A 17,403-nucleotide genomic window follows, 5' to 3' on the forward strand; every position below is an offset into this window, starting at 1 on the left:
TTTCTTTATCTCACGCCGCACAGGGTCAGCATGCGGCCGGCCAGTTCGCGTTCGCCCATGACGACATGGGGGACGCCCAGCCGCTCCAGATGCTCGACCTCCGCATCGCTATGCGCGCGGGCGATGACCTGAACCTTGTCGTTGAGGGTGCGCGCATGGTCGTGGATGGCGCCGCCTTCATAGCCTTCGGGCACGGCGATCAGCAGGTGGCGCGCCTCGCAAATGCCGGCGGCGAGCAGATGCTTGTCCTCCAGCGCATTGCCGCGCACCACCGACAGGCCGTTTTCCTCGGCTTCTTCCGCGCGTTCCGGGTCACCCTCCACAACCACGAAATGCACATCGCGTTCATGCAGGCGCAGGGCGATCAGCTTGCCCACGCGCCCATAGCCGATCAGGATGACATGGCCGATGCGCGGCTTTTCCGGCGCCTTGGCGGCGCCCACTTCCGCCTCATCCTCATCCTTCTTGTGGTCGCGCACGATGAGCGAGAAAAGGATGGGGTTGAGGAAGATGGAGACGAGCGCACCGGCCAGGATGAGGTCGCGCGCGTCGGCGGGCAGGACGCCAAGGCCGGTGCCCAGCGACGCCAGGATGAAGGAAAATTCGCCGATCTGCGCCAGGCTGGCCGCGATGGTGAGCGCCGTCACATTGGCGTGGCCGAAGGCGCGGACGATGCCCCAAGCGGCGATCGACTTGCCAACGACGATGATGAGGACGGTTGCCAGCAAGGGCAGCGGATGCTCCAGCACGATCGAGGGATTGAACAGCATCCCCACCGACACGAAGAACAGCACGGCGAAGGCATCGCGCAGCGGGAGCGTCTCCTCCGTCGCGCGGCGGCTGAGCGGCGTTTCGCCCAGAATCATGCCGGCGAAGAAAGCGCCCAGCGCGAAGGACACGTCGAAGGCGAGGGCTGCACCGAAAGCGACGCCCAGCGCAATGGCAAGGACGGCGAGGCGGAACAGCTCCCGCGATCCGGTATGGACCACCCAGTGGAGCGCCCAGGGGATGACGCGGCGGCCGACGATCAGCATGACGGCGACGAAGCCCGCAACCTTCAGCAGCGTGCCCAGCAGCGGCGCTACGAGCGCCCCTGCCCCGCCGCCGCCATCGGCATTGTCGAGGACGCCGGCAAGCGCGGGGAGCAGGACGAGGGCGAGGACCATCACCAGATCCTCCACGATCAGCCAGCCGATCGCGATTCGGCCCCGCCGGGTTTCGACCAGGTCGGCGCCCTGCAAGGCGCGCAGCAGTACCACCGTACTGGCGACCGAGAGCGCGAGGCCGAAGACGATGCCGCCCATCAGCCCCCAGCCCATATAATAAGCCAGGCCCATGCCGAGCAGGGTCGCGACCGCGATCTGCACCAGCGCGCCGGGGACGGCGATATTCCTGACCGACAACAGGTCTTTCAACGAAAAATGCAGGCCGACCCCGAACATCAGCAGGATGACGCCGATTTCGGCCAGTTCATTGGCCAGGCCCGCATCGGCGACGAAACCGGGCGTGAAGGGGCCGACCAATATGCCGGCGACCAGATAGCCGACCAACGGCGAGAGTTTGAGGCGATGGGCGATGGCGCCCATGATGAAGGCGACGACGAGGCCGGCAACGATGGTGCCGATCAGGGGCGTGTGGTGGGGCATGAAAGCCTTTCGATCCTGCCGCCGGACGCTGTGCGCTGCGTCCGGCGGGACATTTATACCACATCCGTTCGGTTCAAGCCTGTCGGGAACGCAGGCTGATGGTTCTCGACACGCTCGAACCGAACGGATGGAAGGGATGTTTATTCTACGACGGTCATCATCACCGCCGACAGGCCGGCTGCCGCGATGGCGAGGCCAGACATGATGGCGGGCATGAACCACCAGGGCGGGCGACGACGACGGATGCGTCGCGCTGCTTTCCTGCGAGCCATGGGAGATGCTCCTTCTTCCGACGAAGCCCGGCTGCGGGGCCGGGCGTTAACGCGAATCGTCAGGAAGCGCGGGGCGGCGCACGGGCGCGACGGGTGCGCGCGGGTGTGGAGGATCGGATGGCGGCGCGATGATCGCCGGTGGGGCCAATCGGCCGGACGTGGCGGAGCGCGAGCAGGACGAGAGCCAGGGCCAGCGCCAGCAGCATGGGCGGCGGTGCGCCCTCCCCACCGGGGCGGGGCGTTTCCACCGCGGTCTGGGACGCAGGCTGGGCGCGGGCCTTGAGCACGACGTCCAGCGTTGCAGGATTGAAGGCGGAGCCGGTGGCGCGGCTGAGCGGTGGCCCCATCGGCGCCAGCGCGGATAGCAAAGTGACCGCCAGCAGCGTCCACAGGGCGGCAAGGATCGGCAAGCGCATCAACGCGCCCTTTCCGATCCACCATGACTCTGTAGCCTGCCGCATGCGCCGGACTTGCTCCTGTAATCGCCCATATATAATGCCGTTCCGGCCTGTGCAGCCGTGAAGATAGGGATGAAAAAGCGGGAAAACCACCCCGGTTCCGAACCGCCATCGGTTGACAGGCGCGAGTCATTCCACTAACGGGCCACATTCCCGCGCGGGTCGGCAAGGCATCATGTCTTTGGTGAGCTGCGTAAAGCAGATTTGAACGAGAAGAGACAAGCCATGTTCGCTATCGTGCGCACGGGCGGCAAGCAGTATCGCGTCGCCGCCGGAGACAAGATCGTCGTTGAAAAGCTGGCTGGCAAAGCCGGCGACAAGGTTACGCTGGACGACGTCCTGCTGGCCGGTGAAGGCGGCGACCTGAAGGACGTTGCCAAGCTGACCGTTGCCGCAGAGATCATCGCGCAGGCGAAGGGCGAGAAGGTCATCGTCTTCAAGAAGCGTCGTCGTCACAACTATCGCCGCAAGAACGGTCACCGCCAGAATCACACGATCCTCAAGATCGTGTCGATCGCCTGAGCGCAGACATAAGTTAAGGAGTTTAGGTCATGGCACATAAAAAAGCTGGCGGTTCGTCGCGCAACGGTCGCGATTCTGAGTCGAAGCGCCTTGGCGTGAAGAAGTTCGGCGGTCAGGAAGTGATCGGCGGCAACATCATCATCCGTCAGCGCGGCACGCGCGTCTATCCGGGCCGCAATGTCGGCATCGGCAAGGACCATACGCTGTTCGCGCTGAACGAAGGCCGCGTGGTATTCCACACCGGCAAGCTCGGCCGCAAATATGTGTCGGTCGACGCCGTGGCGCTCGCCGCCGAATAACGGGTGATCGATGACGGATCGCCCCCCGCAACAGGGGCGATCCTCCCGGCAGATGTCATCAGGCACCTGCCGGTTTTCGAGGGAAACAAGGGGCGCTCCTACCATGGGAGCGCCCCTTTTTCCGTTGCCTGATCCTGACCGGATCATGACAAGGAAATAAAGCAGCACTTCCTCTTCCGATTTCCCTCAAGTCCCTGGAACTCCACGCCTTCTCGCGCGTCTAGCCGGCGGGGAATCATCCAGACCATGCCGTCGCGAAGTCGTCATCATTGGCGGCTAACGGCGCAGCCAAGAGGAGAGACGAGAATGTTTGCCCGTACCCCCCGCCTGCTCCTTCGTCCGGGCTGGATGGAAGATGCCCCCATGCTGGCCCGGACGATCGGTGATGCGTCGGTCCTGCGTAACCTGACCCGTGCGCCCAGCCCCTATGGACTGGACGATGCGGAAGCTTTTCTGGCGCTGCCGCAGCATCCGCAATTGCCGCGCCTGCTGGCCTTTACCCGTACCCAGGGCGCGCCGCGCCTGGTGGGCGGTTGCGGCATCCATCTCGACGAAGATGGCGCACCGGAACTGGGTTACTGGATCGCCCGCCCCTATTGGGGCCTGGGCTTTGCGACCGAAGCTGCGGGCGCGGTGATGAGCATGGCGCGGGCCAATGGCGTGCGCGACATCCGCGCCTGCCACTTTGCCGACAATCCGGCATCGGGCAATGTCCTGCGCAAGCTGGGCTTCCGCTTCACCGGGCAAAAGGCGCAGCGCTACAGCCTGGCCCGCGACGCGATGGTCGATTGCCTGCTGTTCGAGGAAGGCGACGCCATGCGACAGGATAATGACCCGGCCATGGACCTGTATCGCGACGCGCTGCTCGTGGCGGCGTGAATCCATGTTGCGTCATCCCTCCATGTCGGGATGACGCATCGTTTCTAGCCTGATTTCGGCCGATCGAAGACACGGGTGGGCTTGCCGCCATAGTCTGTGTCGACGAGCGCGTGGAAACCCAGTTTCTCCGCGACATGGGCCGACGCGGCATTGTCGGGGTCGATGATACAGCGGAGCGAAGGCGCGGCGACATGTGCGTCGGCCCAGTCGAGGATCGCCTGCATCGCCTCTGTGGCGATACCCCTGCCCCAAGCTTGCGGCGCCAATACCCAACCCGCTTCGGGCACGCCCTCCAGTTCGGCCAGGCCGCGTTCGGCGCTCAGCAGGCCCGCTTCGCCCAGGAAGGCGCCGCTGTCGCGCTCCTCGATCACCCACATGCCGTGGCCGAGCAGCGACCACATACCGGCATAGCGCAGGATGCGGAACCAGACGGCCTGGCTGTCCTGCGGCATCCCGCCGATATGGCGTACGACATCCGCGTCGGCCCATAATGTCCGGCAGTTGGCGTAATCCTCCGCCGCATGGGGGCGCAGGATCAGGCGGATGGTTTCCAATGTGGGGGCTTGCGTCATGCGCTGATAAGACGCCGTCGATCGCGTCCGGTCAAGCCGGCGACGGCAGGGCGCCCTGCGGGAGCGCGTCGGCATAGGGGCTTTCGGCCAGCCCGATCAGCGCGCGATCGTCCACTGCCCAGGGGTGGAAGCCCGGCAGGAAATAGCCAAGCCATGGTCGCGCGACACGGCGCAATATGCCGGGCCGGACCAGTGCGTAGCGGAGCAAACCGCCCCATGCGCGCCGTCCGGTGATGCCATCCTGTTGCAACAGGTCCATCATGCCGCGGGCGCGGTGGTGGAGGAAATGCTTGGTCACGACCAGCATCATGGCGCTCTTTACCCACCAGCGCTTGAACCGCCTCCAGTCGCGTGTGGCGTGAACCCATGTATCGTGAGCGACGCCCTTATGCTCGATCTCCTCGACCGCGTGCCAGCGCCAGAGCGCGGCGATCTCCGGATCGGCCCCGTCCAGATGCCGCGGGTCGCTCAGCAGTTCATGGGCGAGGATGGCGGTAAAATGTTCGAGCGCCATGGTCGCGGCCAGGCTGGCGATAGGTGGCCGCTGCCTGGCGAGGTCCAGCACCATCGTCACGTCGGCGTCCAGGCGCGATACGTCATAGCCATGGTCGGTCACCTGCCGGTTGAAGGCCAGATGCTCGCGGCTGTGGACCACCTCCTGTTTGATGAAGGCGGCGATTTCGCGGGCCAGCCTGTCCGGCACGCCATCGCGAAAGGCGCGGACGCTGTCGATGAAATAGGCCTCCCCGCGCGGGAAGGTGATCGACAGGGCATTGAAGAAAGCCGTGGCGATCGGGTCGCCGTTCAGCCAATGTCGCGCGGCCCGGCGATCGCGTCCAAAGCGACGATCGCGAGGTGTAATGGTGAGATCGGTCGGGGTCATGGGGATGCCTCCGGTTGTTACTTACATTGATGTAAATAAGAGTAACTGACACTCATGTCAATAAAACGCGCACGCCTCAGCCAGGATGAGAGCCGCCTCGTCGCCGTGGAGGCCGCGCGCGACCTGCTGATCGAGGCGGGACCGCAGGCGGTGACGCTCAAGGCCGTGGCCGGGCGGGTCGGCCGGACGCATGCCAATCTGCTGCACCATTTCGGGTCGGCGGCAGGATTGCAAAAGGCGCTGGCGGCCCATCTGGGCGAGACGATCACGGCCAAGATCGGCGATGCGGTCAATGCGGCGCGGCGCGGCGAGGTCAGCCCGCGCATCATCGTGGACATGACGTTCGACGCCTTCGACCGGGAGGGCGCGGGCGCGCTGGCCAGCTGGATGCTGGCATCGGGCAATGAGGATGCGCTGGACCCGGTGGTGGAGGCGATCCACCGGCTGGTCGACAAGCTGGCAGCGAGCGCGCTCACCGCCAACCTCGCCGAATTGATCCGGGAGAATACGCTGATGCTGGTGCTGCTGGCTTTGGGCGATTCGCAGCTGGGTGGCGCAATGGCCGGGGCGCTGGCCCTGCCCCGCGAAAAAGCGCGGGAAATCGCCACGAGGAGCCTGACTTTTGCGCTGATGCAGGAAGCTGCGGCCATTGCAGCGCAAGCCAAGGTTTAACTTTTTGCCTTTTGCGGTTATGGGCGCGCCATGCATTTTCTCGATCAAGCCAAAATCTACATCAAATCCGGCTGGGGCGGCCCCGGCGCGGTCAGTTTCCGCCGTGAAAAATACGAGGAATATGGCGGCCCCGACGGCGGCAATGGCGGCAAGGGCGGCGACATCATCTTCGAAGCGGTGCAGGGCCTCAATACCCTGATCGATTTCCGCTATACCCAGCATTTCAAGGCGCAGCGCGGCACGCCCGGCATGGGCAAGAACCGCTATGGCGCGGGCGGCAAGGACCTGATCATCAAGGTGCCGGTAGGCACGCAGATATTGTCCGACCCCAAGCCGATCGAGGGCAGCGAGGACGAGGACGGCTATCCCGAATATGAGGATCAGGACGTTCTGGCCGACTTCACCGAAGTGGGGCAGCGCGTTACCTTCCTGCGCGGCGGCGATGGCGGGCGTGGCAACATGTCGTACAAGACCAGCACAAACCGCGCGCCGCGCCAGCATGGCACGGGCTGGCCGGGTCAGGAAATGTGGGTGTGGTTGCGGCTGAAGCTGCTGGCCGACGTCGGGCTGGTGGGGATGCCCAATGCGGGCAAATCGACGCTGATCAATCAGGTGACGAATACCAAGGCGAAGGTCGGTGCCTATGCCTTTACCACCACCAAGCCGCAGCTGGGCGTGGTGCTGCATCGCGACCGCGAATTCGTGCTGGCGGATATTCCCGGCCTGATCGCGGGCGCGGCCGAAGGCGTGGGCATTGGCGACCGCTTCCTGGGCCATATCGAACGTTGCCGCGTGCTGCTCCACATGATCGACGCGACGACCGACGATCCGGTCGAAGCGTTCCATGTCGTCACCGACGAACTGGCGGCGTACGGGGAAGGTCTGGACGAAAAGCCGCAGCTGGTGGTGCTGAACAAGGGCGACCTGCTGGGGCAGGAGTTGATGGAGGACATTGCCGACCAGCTGCGCGAGGAAGCGGGCGTGGAGGATGTCTTCATCATTTCCGGCGCGACTGGCGAAGGCGTGGGTCCATTGCTGGATGCGGTGCTGCTGATGATGGATCAGGAGACTGAGGACCGTGAAGAAGGCGGCGCTGAAAGCGAAGCCGGCTGGTCGCCGATCTAGAGCCAGATCATCAACCTCCGTTCGGTTCGAGCTTGTCGAGAACTTTGCGCGGGGGTTCTCGACAGGCTCGAACTGAACGGACCTTTTACTGTGACCTCATCCCTTTCCGGTTTCCCCCCTGCCCTCGTCCGCCGTCTGGTCATCAAGATCGGGTCGGCCCTGCTGGTCGATCCGGCGGGACAGGTGCGGGTGGACTGGCTGCGTACGCTGGTGGCCGATGTGGCGGCGCGCAAGGCGGCGGGTCAGCAGGTCATCATCGTGTCGTCGGGCGCGATCGCGCTGGGCGCGCGGCGGCTGAACCTGCCAAAGGGCGGGCGCGGCAGCCTGGAGGATGCGCAGGCGGCGGCGGCGACCGGGCAGATCGCATTGTCGCAATGCTGGGCCAGCCTGCTGGACGAGAAAGGCATCACCGCCGCGCAGATGCTGGTGACGCTGGACGATCTGGAAAACAGGCGGCGGTATCTGAACGCTTCGGCCACGCTGGAGCGGCTGATGGCGCTGGATGTCGTACCGGTCATCAACGAGAATGACAGCGTGGCGACGAGCGAAATCCGTTTTGGCGACAATGATCGGCTGGCGGCGCGCATCGGACAGGCGGCACGGGCTGACGCGGTTGCGCTGCTTTCCGATGTGGACGGGCTTTACACCGCCAACCCGCACGTCGATGCCAGCGCCATGCTGATAGAGACAATCGAGACGATCGACGCCCGGATCGCGGCGATGGCCGATACCGGCTCCGCGTCCGGCATGGGATCGGGCGGGATGGTGTCGAAGATTCAGGCGGCGCGCATCGCCACGGGTGCGGGCGCGCATCTGGCCATCATTTCGGGCAAGGTGGATTCGCCGCTGGCGCATTGGGCGACAAGCGGGCGCGGGTCCATTTTCCTGGCCGCCCAAGGCAAGGGCGCGCGCAAGGGCTGGCTGGCCGGGCGGTTGACGACGCGCGGGCGGATCATCGTGGATGCCGGTGCGGAAAAGGCGCTGGGCAAGGGCAACAGCCTGCTGCCCGCTGGGGTCGCCCAGGTCGAGGGTATGTTCGATCGCGGCGATGTGGTCGATATCGTGGCGCAGGACGGCCGGGTCATCGCGCGCGGCCTGATCGAATATGACAGCGAAGCGGCGGTGAAGATTGCGGGCAAGCGCAGCGAGGATATCGCGACGCTGCTGGGCGAGATGCCCCGGTCCGTGCTGGTCCATCGCGACCATATGGCGATGGTCTGAGGGGTATGCAGCAGATGCGGATTGCCATTACCGGCGCGACGGGTTTCGTCGGCGCCGAAGTGCTGGAACAGGCGCTGGGCGACGGGTTGCGCGTCAATGCGCTGACCCGCCGGGCACAGCCGCCGCGCGCGAAGCTGAAATGGGTGCATGGATCGCTGGAGGATGCAGCCGCGCTCGACACGCTGGTGCGCGATGCCGATGCGGTGATCCATATTGCAGGCGTGGTGAACGCGCCCGACCGCGACGGTTTCGAGACGGGCAATGCGCGCGGAACCATGGCGGTGGTCGATGCGATGCGCAAGCGCGGGGTCAAGCGGCTGGTGCATGTGTCGTCGCTGGCGGCGCGGGAGCCGGGCCTGTCCGACTATGGATGGTCCAAGGAACTGGCCGAAAAACATGTGAAGGCCAGCGGCCTGGACTGGACGATCGTGCGGCCGCCGGCGATTTACGGGCCGGGCGACAAGGAGATGCTGGAACTGTTCCGCATGGCCAAGCGCGGCATCATGATGCTGCCGCCGGGCGGGCGGTTGTCGGTGATTCATGTGGGCGATCTGGCCGCGCTGCTGCTGGCGCTGTCGGGGGAGCGGGAGAACAGCCTCACCCGCATCTATGAGGTCGATGACGGTACGCCGGGCGGATGGGATCACAAGGATTTCGGGCAGGCGATCGGCCGGGCGGTCGGGCGGTCGGTCAAGACGCTGGCGACGCCGGAATGGCTGTTGAACGTCGCGGCGCGGACCGACCGGCTGGTGCGCGGCAGGAAAGCCAAGCTGACGCCGGATCGGGTCGATTATTTCTGTCACCCCGACTGGGTGGTGGGCAAGCGCAAGCAACCGCCCAAGCGGCTGTGGTTGCCGCAGGTGAAGACCGAGGATGGGCTGAGCGCGACCGTGGCGGCCTATCGGTTGAAGGGCTGGCTGTAGGGTCGCTGCCCCCTTTCCGTTCGGGGACCGGTTACCGATCCTCCGGCGCTGGTTTCCTTGCGCGCTGTTCTGCCAGAAATTCGCTGATCGCCTGACCGCTGGCATTGAGCAACGGATAGGTACGCGCGTCGCTGAGCCAGTCGGGCCGGCGGGCGCCGCTGCCGTAGAATGTGTCATAGACCAGGCTGAAGGCGAGGAAGAGGATCGTCGCGCCGATCAGGCCCTTCACCGCGCCGAAGCCCGCGCCCAGCACCCGGTCGACCGGACCCAGGATCGACTGGCGGGTGCGGCGACCGATGGCGTGGGCGATCAGTTTCCCCACGCCGAAGGTCACGCCGAAGACGAGGACCAGCGCCAGCATGGCGGCGCCGCTGCTGTTGCCGACGAAGGCGCTGAGCAATTCGGCCGTCGGGGCGTGGAACAGGCGGATGGCGAAGATCGCCAGCACCCAGGCGATGAGCGAGAGGGTTTCGAGCACGAAACCGCGCATGAGGCCCAATATGGCGCACCCGCCGATGGCGAGCAGGACGAGAATGTCGATGGCGTTCATTATGCGCTGTCGCTATCCGCGTCCCAGCATCTGGTCAACCAACTGCGCGAGGGTGCGGAAACCACTGACCGCGATTCCCTTCACCCCGTCCGCGGCCGAGGCCGGGATATAGGCGCGGGTAAAACCGAGCTTCGCCGCTTCGCGCAGACGCAGCGGCGAATGAGAGACGGGGCGGATTTCGCTCGACAGGGCGATTTCGCCGAACAGAATGATATCGACCGGCACCGGCCGTTCCGACATGGCGGAAATGAGCGCGGCGGCGACGGCAAGGTCGGCAGCCGGATCGGTCAGACGATAACCGCCCGCAACGTTCAGATAGACTTCGCAGGTCGAAAAGCTGAGGCCGCAGCGCGCCTCCAGCACGGCAAGGATCATGGCGAGCCGGCCGCTGTCCCAGCCGACCACGGCGCGCCGGGGCGTAGCGCCGCTGGACAGGCGCACGACCAGCGCCTGAATTTCCACCAAGACCGGACGGGTGCCTTCCAGTGCGGGGAAGACGGTCGCGCCCGTGACCGTTTCGTCGCGGTTGGTGAGGAAGAGCGCGGAGGGGTTGGCGACTTCCTCCAGCCCTTCAGCGACCATGGCGAACACGCCGATCTCGTCCGTGCCGCCGAAGCGGTTCTTGACCGCACGCAGAATGCGATATTGGTGGCTGCGTTCGCCCTCAAACGCCAGCACGGTGTCGACCATATGTTCCAGCACGCGCGGACCGGCGATGCTGCCATCCTTGGTCACATGGCCGACCAGGATCAGCGCGGTGCCGCGTTGCTTGGCGAATTTGATCAGTTCCTGGGACGAGGCGCGGACCTGGCTGACGGTGCCGGGCGCCCCTTCGATCAGGTCGCTGTGCATCGTCTGAATCGAATCGATGATGAGCAGCGCGGGCGGCGGCCCCTCTCCCAAGGTCGTCAGGATATCGCGGACGGAGGTAGCGCTGGCCAGTTGCACAGGCGCATTGCCGAGGCCGAGGCGCTGGGCCCGCAAACGGACCTGATCGGCGGCTTCCTCGCCACTGATATAGGCCACCGACAGGCCTCTCGCGGCGATGCGCGCGGCCGCTTGCAGCAGCAGCGTGGATTTGCCGATGCCTGGATCGCCACCGATCAGGGTCGCGGAACCATGGACGATGCCGCCGCCCAGCGCCCGGTCGAATTCGGCGATGCCGGTACTGGTGCGCGGGGGCAGTTCGACCTGGCTGTCAAGGCCGACCAGCGTGATGGCGCGTCCGCCATTTTGCAGGTCGTGCCGGGACGAAAAGACCGTTTCCGCCGCTTCTTCGACGATGCTGTTCCATTCGCCGCAATCCTCGCACTGACCCTGCCACCGGCTGGCGACGGTGCCGCATTGCTGACAGACGAATTTGCGTTTTGCCTTGGCCATGGCACGGATATGCCGACGGCGTGCGAACATTGCAAGAACATCAAAACATGATCTGGAAACATCCGCCGCGCTGGCGCATTGAAACGCCATGAAAACAATCCGGGTAGCCAGCTATAATATCCGCAAGGCCATCGGCACCGATCGGCGGCGGGTGCCGGAACGGGTGCTGGAGGTATTGGCGCAGGTGGATGCCGATATCGTCGCGTTGCAGGAGGCCGACCGGCGCTTTGGCGTGCGGTCTGCGGCGATCCCGCCGCTGTTGATGGACAATCAGAGCGGCTATCGGCCGGTGCCGCTGAATGTGCAGACCGATTCCATGGGCTGGCACGGCAATGCGATATTGGTGCGCAAGGAGGCGGAGGTCGCCGCCCATGACGTGCTGCACCTGCCCTATCTGGAGCCGCGCGGGGCGACGATGGCGGAAGTGACGCTGAACGGCGCGACGGTGCGGGTGTTCGGCATGCATCTGGACCTGTCGGGCCTGTGGCGGCGGCGGCAGGCGGCGGCGGTCATCCATGCGGCGGCGCAGGGTGAGGCGATGCCCACCGTGCTGATGGGCGACCTGAACGAATGGAGCGCGGAGCGTGGCTGCCTCGCCGATTTTGCGCGGCATTACAGCTTTGCGCCGTGCGGGCGGAGTTTCCATGCGCGGCGGCCGGTGGCGCGGCTGGACCGGATCATGCATTGCGGCAAGCTGACCCTGAAGGATTGCGGCGTGCATGAAAGCGCAGCGGCGCGGAAGGCTTCGGATCATCTGCCGATCTGGGCGGAGTTTGCGGTTGGGTAACCGCCGCTTTGGGTTGCCAATCCCGCCGCCCTCTGCGACGTTCGCCCCATGAAGGAGCGGGAATTGCGACTGGCGCTGGTCTGCTATGGCGGGATCAGCCTGGCGATCTACATGCACGGCATCACCAAGGAGGTGTGGCATCTGGCGCGCGCCAGCCGGGCCTTTCATGATGGCGTGCCGGCCAGCGGTGGCAGCGAGGCCGTCTATGCGCAGGTCTTGGCGGATATGGCGGCCGCAAGCGGCGTGCGGTTGCGTGTCATGCCAGACATTATCGCGGGGGCCAGCGCGGGCGGGATCAACGGCATTTTCCTGGCGCAGGCGATCGAGACGGGCCAGTCGCTGGAGCCGTTGACGACCATGTGGCTGGACAATGCCGATGTCGACCGGCTGCTGGACCCCGATGCCCGCCCTGCCCGCGCCATGACGAAATTCTGGGCCACGCCTCTGGTGTGGATGGCGGCGCGACGGCCGGGCGATGCGGTGGAGCGGACCGTGGCGCCGGACACGCGCGAGGAAGTGCGGATGAAACTTTCCCGCTTCATCCGGTCGCGCTGGTTCGAGCCGCCCTTTGGCGGGGAGATATTTTCGGCCATGCTGGTCGATGCGTTCGACGCGATGGCGGCGGCGGACAAGGGGCAACCGCTGTTGCCGGACGGGCATCCGCTCGACCTGTTCGTGACGGTCACGGATTTCGAGGGGCATCCCCAGAGCCTGAACCTGAACAGCCCGGCGCAGGTGATCGAGACGGAGCATCGGCTGTCGATAGGCTTCAAGGCGCGCGGGCGCGGAGAACGGGGTTTCGCCGATGCGGCCGAGCTGGTGTTTGCGGCGCGGGCGACGGCAAGTTTCCCCGGTGCCTTTCCCCCCTTTACCGTGCGGGAACTGGACCGGGTGTTGAAGCGCCAGCATCGCGGGTGGCCGACGCGCGACGCATTCCTGGCGCGCGCCCTGCCCCGCCATGCGGCGCGCGGGACGGCGGAGGACGCCGTACTGATCGACGGATCGGTGCTGGCGAACGCGCCCTTCGCGCAGGCGATCGGCGCGCTGAAGAACCGGCCGTCGCGGCGGGAGGTTGACCGGCGCTTCGTCTATATCGACCCCAAGCCTGGGCACCGGTCCATCCGCCTGAACAAGGAGGGCGAGCAGCAGGACGCGCCGACCGGCGAGGATGCGCCGCTGCCCGGATTTTTCCGGACCATCTTCGGCGCCCTGTCCGACATTCCGCGCGAGCAGCCGATCCGCGACAATCTGGAAGCGATCGACCGGCATAGTGCGGGCATCCGGCGGATGCGGCGGATATTGGATGCGTTGCGCCCCGGCATAGAGGCCGATGTGGAAAGCGCGATCGGGCGGATGCTGTTTCTCGACCGGCCGACGCCCGCGCGCCTTTCCGCCTGGCGCGGCAAGGCGCAGCAGCGGGCGGCGAGCGCGGCGGGCTTTGCCTATCCCGCCTATGGCCATCTGAAATTGTCGGGGATCGTCGAATCGCTTTGTTCGCTGCTGTTTCGCCTGAGCGGCGAGGACAGCGCGATGATGCGGGAAAGCTATCGCCAGGCGATCTGGGCCGCGATCCGCGCCGGGGGGGCGGACCAATTGAGCGACGATGGCGGATCGGCGTCGGCGCCGGTCGCTTTCTTCCGCGCCCATGACCTGGCCTTCCGCATCCGGCGGTTGCGCTATCTGGCGCGGCGGCTGGCCGATACGCTGGAACTGGAGGCGGAGGCCGACGATCCGGCGGTGCTGGCGATGCACGATGCCATCTATGGGGCGCTCAGCCTCTACGCCGAGTGCGAGGATAGCGAGTTTTACGGGGCAGAGGCGATCGTAGCGGCCAAGTCCGTGCCGACCGATGCGGCAGCGGCGATGGAAGCGGTGGCAGCTGCACGCGGATTGAAGGCGCGGGACGAAGCGGCCGACCTGATGCTGGCGGAGGCGTTCGCCGGCCTGCCCAAGGGGGGGCGCCGCACCATGCTGCTCGCCTATCTGGGCTTCCCCTTTACCGATATCGCCACCTTACCGTTGCTCCAGGGTGACACTCTGGATGAATATGATCCGGTGAAGGTCGATCGGATTTCGCCGGAAGATTGCTCCGCGATCCGGGGCGGCGGAGCAAGCGCGACGCTCAAGGGCATTGAATTCAACAACTTCGGGGCTTTCTTTAGCAGGGTCTATCGCGAGAATGACTATCTGTGGGGCCGGCTGCACGGGGTAGAGCGGCTTCTGGATATCGTGATTTCGGCCATGCCCGCAGCAAGCCGTCTTTCGCCCGAAGCATTGGCCGACTATAGGCGGGCCGCGTTTCTGGCGATCCTCGATGAGGAAGAGTCGCGGCTGCCCCATGTAGCCGATCTTATCGCCAGCTTGCGGGAGGAGATCGGGTGAGCGGGCGTTTTGGTCTGGTTACTGTGGTGCTGATGCTGGCGCTGGTCGCCGGCTGTCGCGACTCGTCCGATGACAGCGCGCAGGCCGATAACGGCATCGCGCCGCCGACCGTCGTCGCCACCCTGCTGCCGGAGGAGCCGGCGCCGCTGCCGATCAAGAATGCGACCGTCCCGACCAAGGCATCGCCGGTCGTCACCGTCCGCGCCCAGCCGGCGCCGCGGAACGTGATGGACCTGCCGCCGTCGGGCGATGATGTATCCGCCCTGCCCTTCCCCCAGGAAGTCACCGCCTTCATGGTCGACCGCGACGGATGCGACCATTTCCGGGGCGAGCAGGCCTATGATGCGGAACGGCGCGCCTATATCGCCGAGAATATCGCCGAACTGTGCCAGGGGACAGACGCCCGTCTGGCGATGCTGCGCCGACGCTATGCCGGGGATGCGTCGGTGACGAGCGCGCTCAAGGGCTATGACACGCATATCGAGGGCGTGGCGAATTATTGAGGTATCGTCATCCCAGCGAAGGCTGGGATCTCAGGCAGCCTTGCGCTTCCTTTGCTGCGACCCCGGCCTTCGCTGGGGTGACGGGTAACGACTGGGGTCGCCGGCCCGGATCATTTGCCTCACTCCGCCAGCCCATCAATCGCCTTGGCGAGATCGACGTCCCGCTGCGACAGGCCGCCGGCGTCGTGGGTGGTCAGAATTATGTCCACCCGGTTATAGACGTTCGACCATTCGGGATGATGGTCCGCCTTTTCAGCCATAATCGCGACGCGCGTCATGAAGCCGAAGGCGCCCACGAAATCGGTGAAGGTGAAGCGGCGGGAGATGCCGTCCGGGTCCGATACCGGCGTCCATTGCGGCAGGTCGGCGAGCGCAAGGGCGCGTTCCTCATCGGTCAGTTTACCAATCATGTCCCTATCCTCATGAAATGCCTTGGGGTATGTGGCAGGCATGTCGTCCAACGGTCAACCGCCCCGCTTCGCTCCCACCAGGGAAGAGATTGAGACGCTGGCGCTTGTCGCGCTGAGCCGGCTCCCCTCTCCCTTCACCGAGCATCTGTCCGACGTCGTGCTGTTCGTGGAGGATTTTGCGGACGCGGCGATCCTGAAGGAAATGGACCTGAGCGACCCGTTCGAACTGACGGGCCTCTACACCGGCCGAACGATCGGTCAGGAAGCGCAGACCGGGGACGGGCCGCCGACCGTGCATCTGTTCCGCCGGCCGCTGCTGGACGAATGGGTGGAGACGGGCGTGCCGCTGGACGCGCTCATCACCCATGTCGTGGTGCATGAAATCGGCCATCATTTCGGCCTGTCGGATATCGACATGCATGTCCTGGAGGACATGGTCACGCTATGACCGGTGCGGCGTTGCGCCTGACCGATGTGGCCTGCCTGCGGGGCGGGCGGATGCTGTTTACGGGGGTGGACCTGACCCTGGAACCGGGCGACGGCGCGTTGCTGACCGGGCCGAACGGCGTCGGAAAATCCAGCCTGTTGCGAATCTGCGCCGGGTTGCTGCCGGCCTTTGCCGGGACGGTGGAGCGCGGCGGCGGCGTGGCGATGACCGACGAACGGCTGGCGCTGGACGGTGAGCAGCCGCTACGCGATGCCCTGTCCTTCTGGGCGAAGCTGGACCGGACCGGGCCGGATGCGGTCGATGCCGCCCTGGCCGCGATGGCACTGACGGGACTGGCGCAGGTGCCGGTGCGGATGTTGTCGACCGGCCAGCGCAAGCGGGCGATGCTGGCGCGCGTGATCGCAAGCGGCGCGGGCGTGTGGTTGCTGGACGAACCGGGCAACGGGCTGGATATGGCGTCGCTGGACCTGTTGGGCCGGGCGGTGGCCGGACACCTGGCGGCGGGCGGGATCGTGGTCGCGGCGTCGCACCAGCCGCTGCCGATCGACGCACCGGTGACGCTGGCGCTGTCGGACTATCGGGCAGACGCGGCATGAGAATGATGTGGCTGCTGGCGGCGCGTGACCTGCGCCAGGCCTGGGCATCGGCGGGCCTATGGCTGCCCGTCGCCTTCTTGTTGCTGGTCGCCAGCCTTTATCCCTTTGCGGTCGGGCCGGATGCGGCGCTGCTGGGGCGGACCGGCGGCGGGATGCTGTGGATCGCAGCGCTGCTGGCCAGCCTGTTGCCGGTCGATCGGCTGGTCGCGCCGGACATGCAGGCCGGCATACTGGACCAGATCGCGCTGCGCGGCATTGGCGAGGAATGGGTGGTGACGGCGCGGCTGGTGGCGCACTGGCTGGGCTTCGGCCCGCCGCTGATGATCGCCACCCTGCCCGCCGCCGCGCTGCTGAAGCTGGACGGCGGGACTATAGCGACGCTGGAACTGGGGTTGTTGATCGGGACGCCCGCGCTGGCGGCGCTGGGGTTGCTGGTGGCCACGCTGACGGCCGGGTTGCGGTCCAGCGGGGCGCTGGCCGGGTTGCTGGCACTGCCGCTGGCGGTGCCGCTGCTGATTTTCGGCGCGGGGACGCTGGGCGACGGGAGCGGCGCGGCGCTCAAATTCCTGGGTGCGGCATCCTTGCTGCTGGTGGCTATCACGCCCTTTGCCGGCGGCGCGGCGATCCGGGCAGGGCGGGAATAGATCTTTGCCCGCGATAGTCTTTTGTCGCCGCAAATTGCGCGCCGTCATCCGTGCCGGACGACGTCGAAATGCCTTAACTTCACACATTTCCCGTCAATTCGGACATTTTGTTGCGCCGGCCTGATCCTATCGGAAAGCCTCGCATCAGCGCCTTGGCGATGCGCGAGCATGGCATGATGGCGGCCGATAGGACAGCTTTGCGGCCCCATTGATTGACGGAGGCGTGCGAAT

Annotated in this window: 21 protein-coding genes; 13 read left to right on the forward strand and 8 right to left on the reverse strand. The window is 65.9% G+C overall.

Going from position 1 to position 17,403, the window contains the following annotated elements; genetic code table 11:
- Positions 1–5: 5 nt before the first annotated feature.
- From ybaL to AC07UX_RS07715, 3 genes are all read right to left on the reverse strand, one after another.
- A complete protein-coding gene (ybaL, locus tag AC07UX_RS07705) occupies positions 6–1,646 on the reverse strand; it encodes a YbaL family putative K(+) efflux transporter (protein WP_495191329.1) in 1,641 nt (546 codons plus the stop codon).
- Between the two features lie 140 nt (positions 1,647–1,786).
- Entirely contained in the window at positions 1,787–1,918 is a 132-nt protein-coding gene (locus AC07UX_RS07710; RefSeq protein WP_495191330.1) for a hypothetical protein, read from the reverse strand.
- 59 nt (positions 1,919–1,977) lie between these two features.
- The gene (locus AC07UX_RS07715) at positions 1,978–2,379 is read right to left on the reverse strand and encodes a hypothetical protein (protein ID WP_495191331.1); all 402 of its coding nucleotides are present in this window, start codon (positions 2,377–2,379) and stop codon (positions 1,978–1,980) included.
- Between the two features lie 222 nt (positions 2,380–2,601).
- Between AC07UX_RS07715 and rplU the strand changes: the two genes are divergently transcribed.
- The 3 genes from rplU to AC07UX_RS07730 all read left to right on the forward strand — a co-directional run bounded on the left by rplU (position 2,602) and on the right by AC07UX_RS07730 (position 4,076).
- Positions 2,602–2,898 (forward strand): 50S ribosomal protein L21, encoded by a 297-nt coding sequence (gene rplU / locus AC07UX_RS07720; protein ID WP_495191332.1) that lies wholly within the window; start codon positions 2,602–2,604, stop codon positions 2,896–2,898.
- Positions 2,899–2,927: 29 nt separating this feature from the next.
- Positions 2,928–3,197, forward strand: coding sequence for a 50S ribosomal protein L27 (gene rpmA / locus AC07UX_RS07725; protein WP_120250600.1), 270 nt, complete (start codon positions 2,928–2,930; stop codon positions 3,195–3,197).
- 306 nt (positions 3,198–3,503) lie between these two features.
- The gene (locus AC07UX_RS07730) at positions 3,504–4,076 is read left to right on the forward strand and encodes a GNAT family N-acetyltransferase (RefSeq protein WP_495191333.1); all 573 of its coding nucleotides are present in this window, start codon (positions 3,504–3,506) and stop codon (positions 4,074–4,076) included.
- Between the two features lie 44 nt (positions 4,077–4,120).
- Here AC07UX_RS07730 and AC07UX_RS07735 read toward each other — a convergent pair whose 3' ends face one another.
- Positions 4,121–4,648 (reverse strand): GNAT family N-acetyltransferase, encoded by a 528-nt coding sequence (locus tag AC07UX_RS07735; protein ID WP_495191334.1) that lies wholly within the window; start codon positions 4,646–4,648, stop codon positions 4,121–4,123.
- A 31-nt stretch (positions 4,649–4,679) separates the two neighbouring features.
- On the reverse strand, positions 4,680–5,531 hold the full coding sequence (locus tag AC07UX_RS07740) for a metal-dependent hydrolase (protein ID WP_495191335.1): 852 nt from the start codon (positions 5,529–5,531) through the stop codon (positions 4,680–4,682).
- A gap of 54 nt (positions 5,532–5,585) precedes the next feature.
- Between AC07UX_RS07740 and AC07UX_RS07745 the strand changes: the two genes are divergently transcribed.
- The 4 genes from AC07UX_RS07745 (at position 5,586) to AC07UX_RS07760 (ending at position 9,472) form a co-directional block, all read left to right on the forward strand.
- Positions 5,586–6,203 carry a TetR/AcrR family transcriptional regulator gene (locus AC07UX_RS07745; RefSeq protein WP_495191336.1) on the forward strand — a complete coding sequence of 206 codons (618 nt, stop codon included), beginning with the start codon at positions 5,586–5,588 and terminating at the stop codon, positions 6,201–6,203.
- Between the two features lie 30 nt (positions 6,204–6,233).
- A complete protein-coding gene (gene obgE, locus AC07UX_RS07750; RefSeq protein ID WP_495191337.1) occupies positions 6,234–7,328 on the forward strand; it encodes a GTPase ObgE in 1,095 nt (364 codons plus the stop codon).
- Between the two features lie 90 nt (positions 7,329–7,418).
- Positions 7,419–8,549 carry a glutamate 5-kinase gene (proB, locus tag AC07UX_RS07755; RefSeq protein WP_495191338.1) on the forward strand — a complete coding sequence of 377 codons (1,131 nt, stop codon included), beginning with the start codon at positions 7,419–7,421 and terminating at the stop codon, positions 8,547–8,549.
- Between the two features lie 5 nt (positions 8,550–8,554).
- A complete protein-coding gene (locus tag AC07UX_RS07760; protein ID WP_495191339.1) occupies positions 8,555–9,472 on the forward strand; it encodes an NAD-dependent epimerase/dehydratase family protein in 918 nt (305 codons plus the stop codon).
- 31 nt (positions 9,473–9,503) lie between these two features.
- Here the strand turns inward: AC07UX_RS07760 and AC07UX_RS07765 are convergent, their stop codons facing one another.
- Both AC07UX_RS07765 and radA read right to left on the reverse strand, forming a co-directional pair.
- Entirely contained in the window at positions 9,504–10,022 is a 519-nt protein-coding gene (locus AC07UX_RS07765; RefSeq protein WP_495191340.1) for a CvpA family protein, read from the reverse strand.
- A 12-nt stretch (positions 10,023–10,034) separates the two neighbouring features.
- Complete coding sequence (gene radA / locus AC07UX_RS07770) at positions 10,035–11,402, reverse strand: DNA repair protein RadA (protein ID WP_495191828.1); 1,368 nt, start codon at positions 11,400–11,402, stop codon at positions 10,035–10,037.
- Positions 11,403–11,490: 88 nt separating this feature from the next.
- On the opposite strand from radA, the gene AC07UX_RS07775 reads away from it, so the two are divergent.
- Genes AC07UX_RS07775 through AC07UX_RS07785 form a run of 3 tightly spaced genes read left to right on the forward strand, consistent with a single transcriptional unit; the run spans position 11,491 to position 15,074 of the window.
- Complete coding sequence (locus AC07UX_RS07775) at positions 11,491–12,189, forward strand: endonuclease/exonuclease/phosphatase family protein (protein WP_495191341.1); 699 nt, start codon at positions 11,491–11,493, stop codon at positions 12,187–12,189.
- 48 nt (positions 12,190–12,237) lie between these two features.
- The gene (locus AC07UX_RS07780; protein WP_495191342.1) at positions 12,238–14,571 is read left to right on the forward strand and encodes a patatin-like protein; all 2,334 of its coding nucleotides are present in this window, start codon (positions 12,238–12,240) and stop codon (positions 14,569–14,571) included.
- Positions 14,568–15,074 carry a hypothetical protein gene (locus AC07UX_RS07785; RefSeq protein WP_495191343.1) on the forward strand — a complete coding sequence of 169 codons (507 nt, stop codon included), beginning with the start codon at positions 14,568–14,570 and terminating at the stop codon, positions 15,072–15,074. Before AC07UX_RS07780 ends, AC07UX_RS07785 begins: the two co-directional genes overlap by 4 nt.
- A gap of 119 nt (positions 15,075–15,193) precedes the next feature.
- Here AC07UX_RS07785 and AC07UX_RS07790 read toward each other — a convergent pair whose 3' ends face one another.
- Complete coding sequence (locus tag AC07UX_RS07790) at positions 15,194–15,484, reverse strand: 4a-hydroxytetrahydrobiopterin dehydratase (protein ID WP_495191344.1); 291 nt, start codon at positions 15,482–15,484, stop codon at positions 15,194–15,196.
- 40 nt (positions 15,485–15,524) lie between these two features.
- On the opposite strand from AC07UX_RS07790, the gene AC07UX_RS07795 reads away from it, so the two are divergent.
- From AC07UX_RS07795 to AC07UX_RS07805, 3 genes are read left to right on the forward strand one after another with little or no spacing between them, the layout of a single operon-like run.
- The gene (locus AC07UX_RS07795) at positions 15,525–15,932 is read left to right on the forward strand and encodes a metallopeptidase family protein (RefSeq protein ID WP_495191345.1); all 408 of its coding nucleotides are present in this window, start codon (positions 15,525–15,527) and stop codon (positions 15,930–15,932) included.
- Positions 15,929–16,528, forward strand: a complete 600-nt coding sequence (ccmA, locus tag AC07UX_RS07800) for a heme ABC exporter ATP-binding protein CcmA (RefSeq protein ID WP_495191346.1) — start codon at positions 15,929–15,931, stop codon at positions 16,526–16,528. Before AC07UX_RS07795 ends, ccmA begins: the two co-directional genes overlap by 4 nt.
- A gap of 2 nt (positions 16,529–16,530) precedes the next feature.
- Positions 16,531–17,172, forward strand: a complete 642-nt coding sequence (locus AC07UX_RS07805) for a heme exporter protein CcmB (protein WP_495191829.1) — start codon at positions 16,531–16,533, stop codon at positions 17,170–17,172.
- Positions 17,173–17,403: the final 231 nt, after the last annotated feature.

This window comes from Sphingobium sp. GW821-FHT02B05 (assembly GCF_059421905.1).

Coding starts and splice junctions, on each gene's coding strand:
- rpmA (WP_120250600.1), top strand. CDS start 2,928: ATGGCACATAAAAAAGCTGGCGGTTCGTCGCGCAACGGTCGCGATTCT.
- AC07UX_RS07740 (WP_495191335.1), bottom strand. CDS start 5,531: ATGACCCCGACCGATCTCACCATTACACCTCGCGATCGTCGCTTTGGA.
- AC07UX_RS07760 (WP_495191339.1), top strand. CDS start 8,555: ATGCAGCAGATGCGGATTGCCATTACCGGCGCGACGGGTTTCGTCGGC.
- AC07UX_RS07735 (WP_495191334.1), bottom strand. CDS start 4,648: ATGACGCAAGCCCCCACATTGGAAACCATCCGCCTGATCCTGCGCCCC.
- AC07UX_RS07745 (WP_495191336.1), top strand. CDS start 5,586: ATGTCAATAAAACGCGCACGCCTCAGCCAGGATGAGAGCCGCCTCGTC.
- rplU (WP_495191332.1), top strand. CDS start 2,602: ATGTTCGCTATCGTGCGCACGGGCGGCAAGCAGTATCGCGTCGCCGCC.
- AC07UX_RS07730 (WP_495191333.1), top strand. CDS start 3,504: ATGTTTGCCCGTACCCCCCGCCTGCTCCTTCGTCCGGGCTGGATGGAA.
- AC07UX_RS07710 (WP_495191330.1), bottom strand. CDS start 1,918: ATGGCTCGCAGGAAAGCAGCGCGACGCATCCGTCGTCGTCGCCCGCCC.
- ccmA (WP_495191346.1), top strand. CDS start 15,929: ATGACCGGTGCGGCGTTGCGCCTGACCGATGTGGCCTGCCTGCGGGGC.
- AC07UX_RS07765 (WP_495191340.1), bottom strand. CDS start 10,022: ATGAACGCCATCGACATTCTCGTCCTGCTCGCCATCGGCGGGTGCGCC.
- obgE (WP_495191337.1), top strand. CDS start 6,234: ATGCATTTTCTCGATCAAGCCAAAATCTACATCAAATCCGGCTGGGGC.
- AC07UX_RS07780 (WP_495191342.1), top strand. CDS start 12,238: ATGAAGGAGCGGGAATTGCGACTGGCGCTGGTCTGCTATGGCGGGATC.
- AC07UX_RS07795 (WP_495191345.1), top strand. CDS start 15,525: ATGTCGTCCAACGGTCAACCGCCCCGCTTCGCTCCCACCAGGGAAGAG.
- radA (WP_495191828.1), bottom strand. CDS start 11,402: ATGGCCAAGGCAAAACGCAAATTCGTCTGTCAGCAATGCGGCACCGTC.
- ybaL (WP_495191329.1), bottom strand. CDS start 1,646: ATGCCCCACCACACGCCCCTGATCGGCACCATCGTTGCCGGCCTCGTC.
- AC07UX_RS07775 (WP_495191341.1), top strand. CDS start 11,491: ATGAAAACAATCCGGGTAGCCAGCTATAATATCCGCAAGGCCATCGGC.
- AC07UX_RS07805 (WP_495191829.1), top strand. CDS start 16,531: ATGATGTGGCTGCTGGCGGCGCGTGACCTGCGCCAGGCCTGGGCATCG.
- AC07UX_RS07790 (WP_495191344.1), bottom strand. CDS start 15,484: ATGATTGGTAAACTGACCGATGAGGAACGCGCCCTTGCGCTCGCCGAC.
- AC07UX_RS07715 (WP_495191331.1), bottom strand. CDS start 2,379: ATGCGGCAGGCTACAGAGTCATGGTGGATCGGAAAGGGCGCGTTGATG.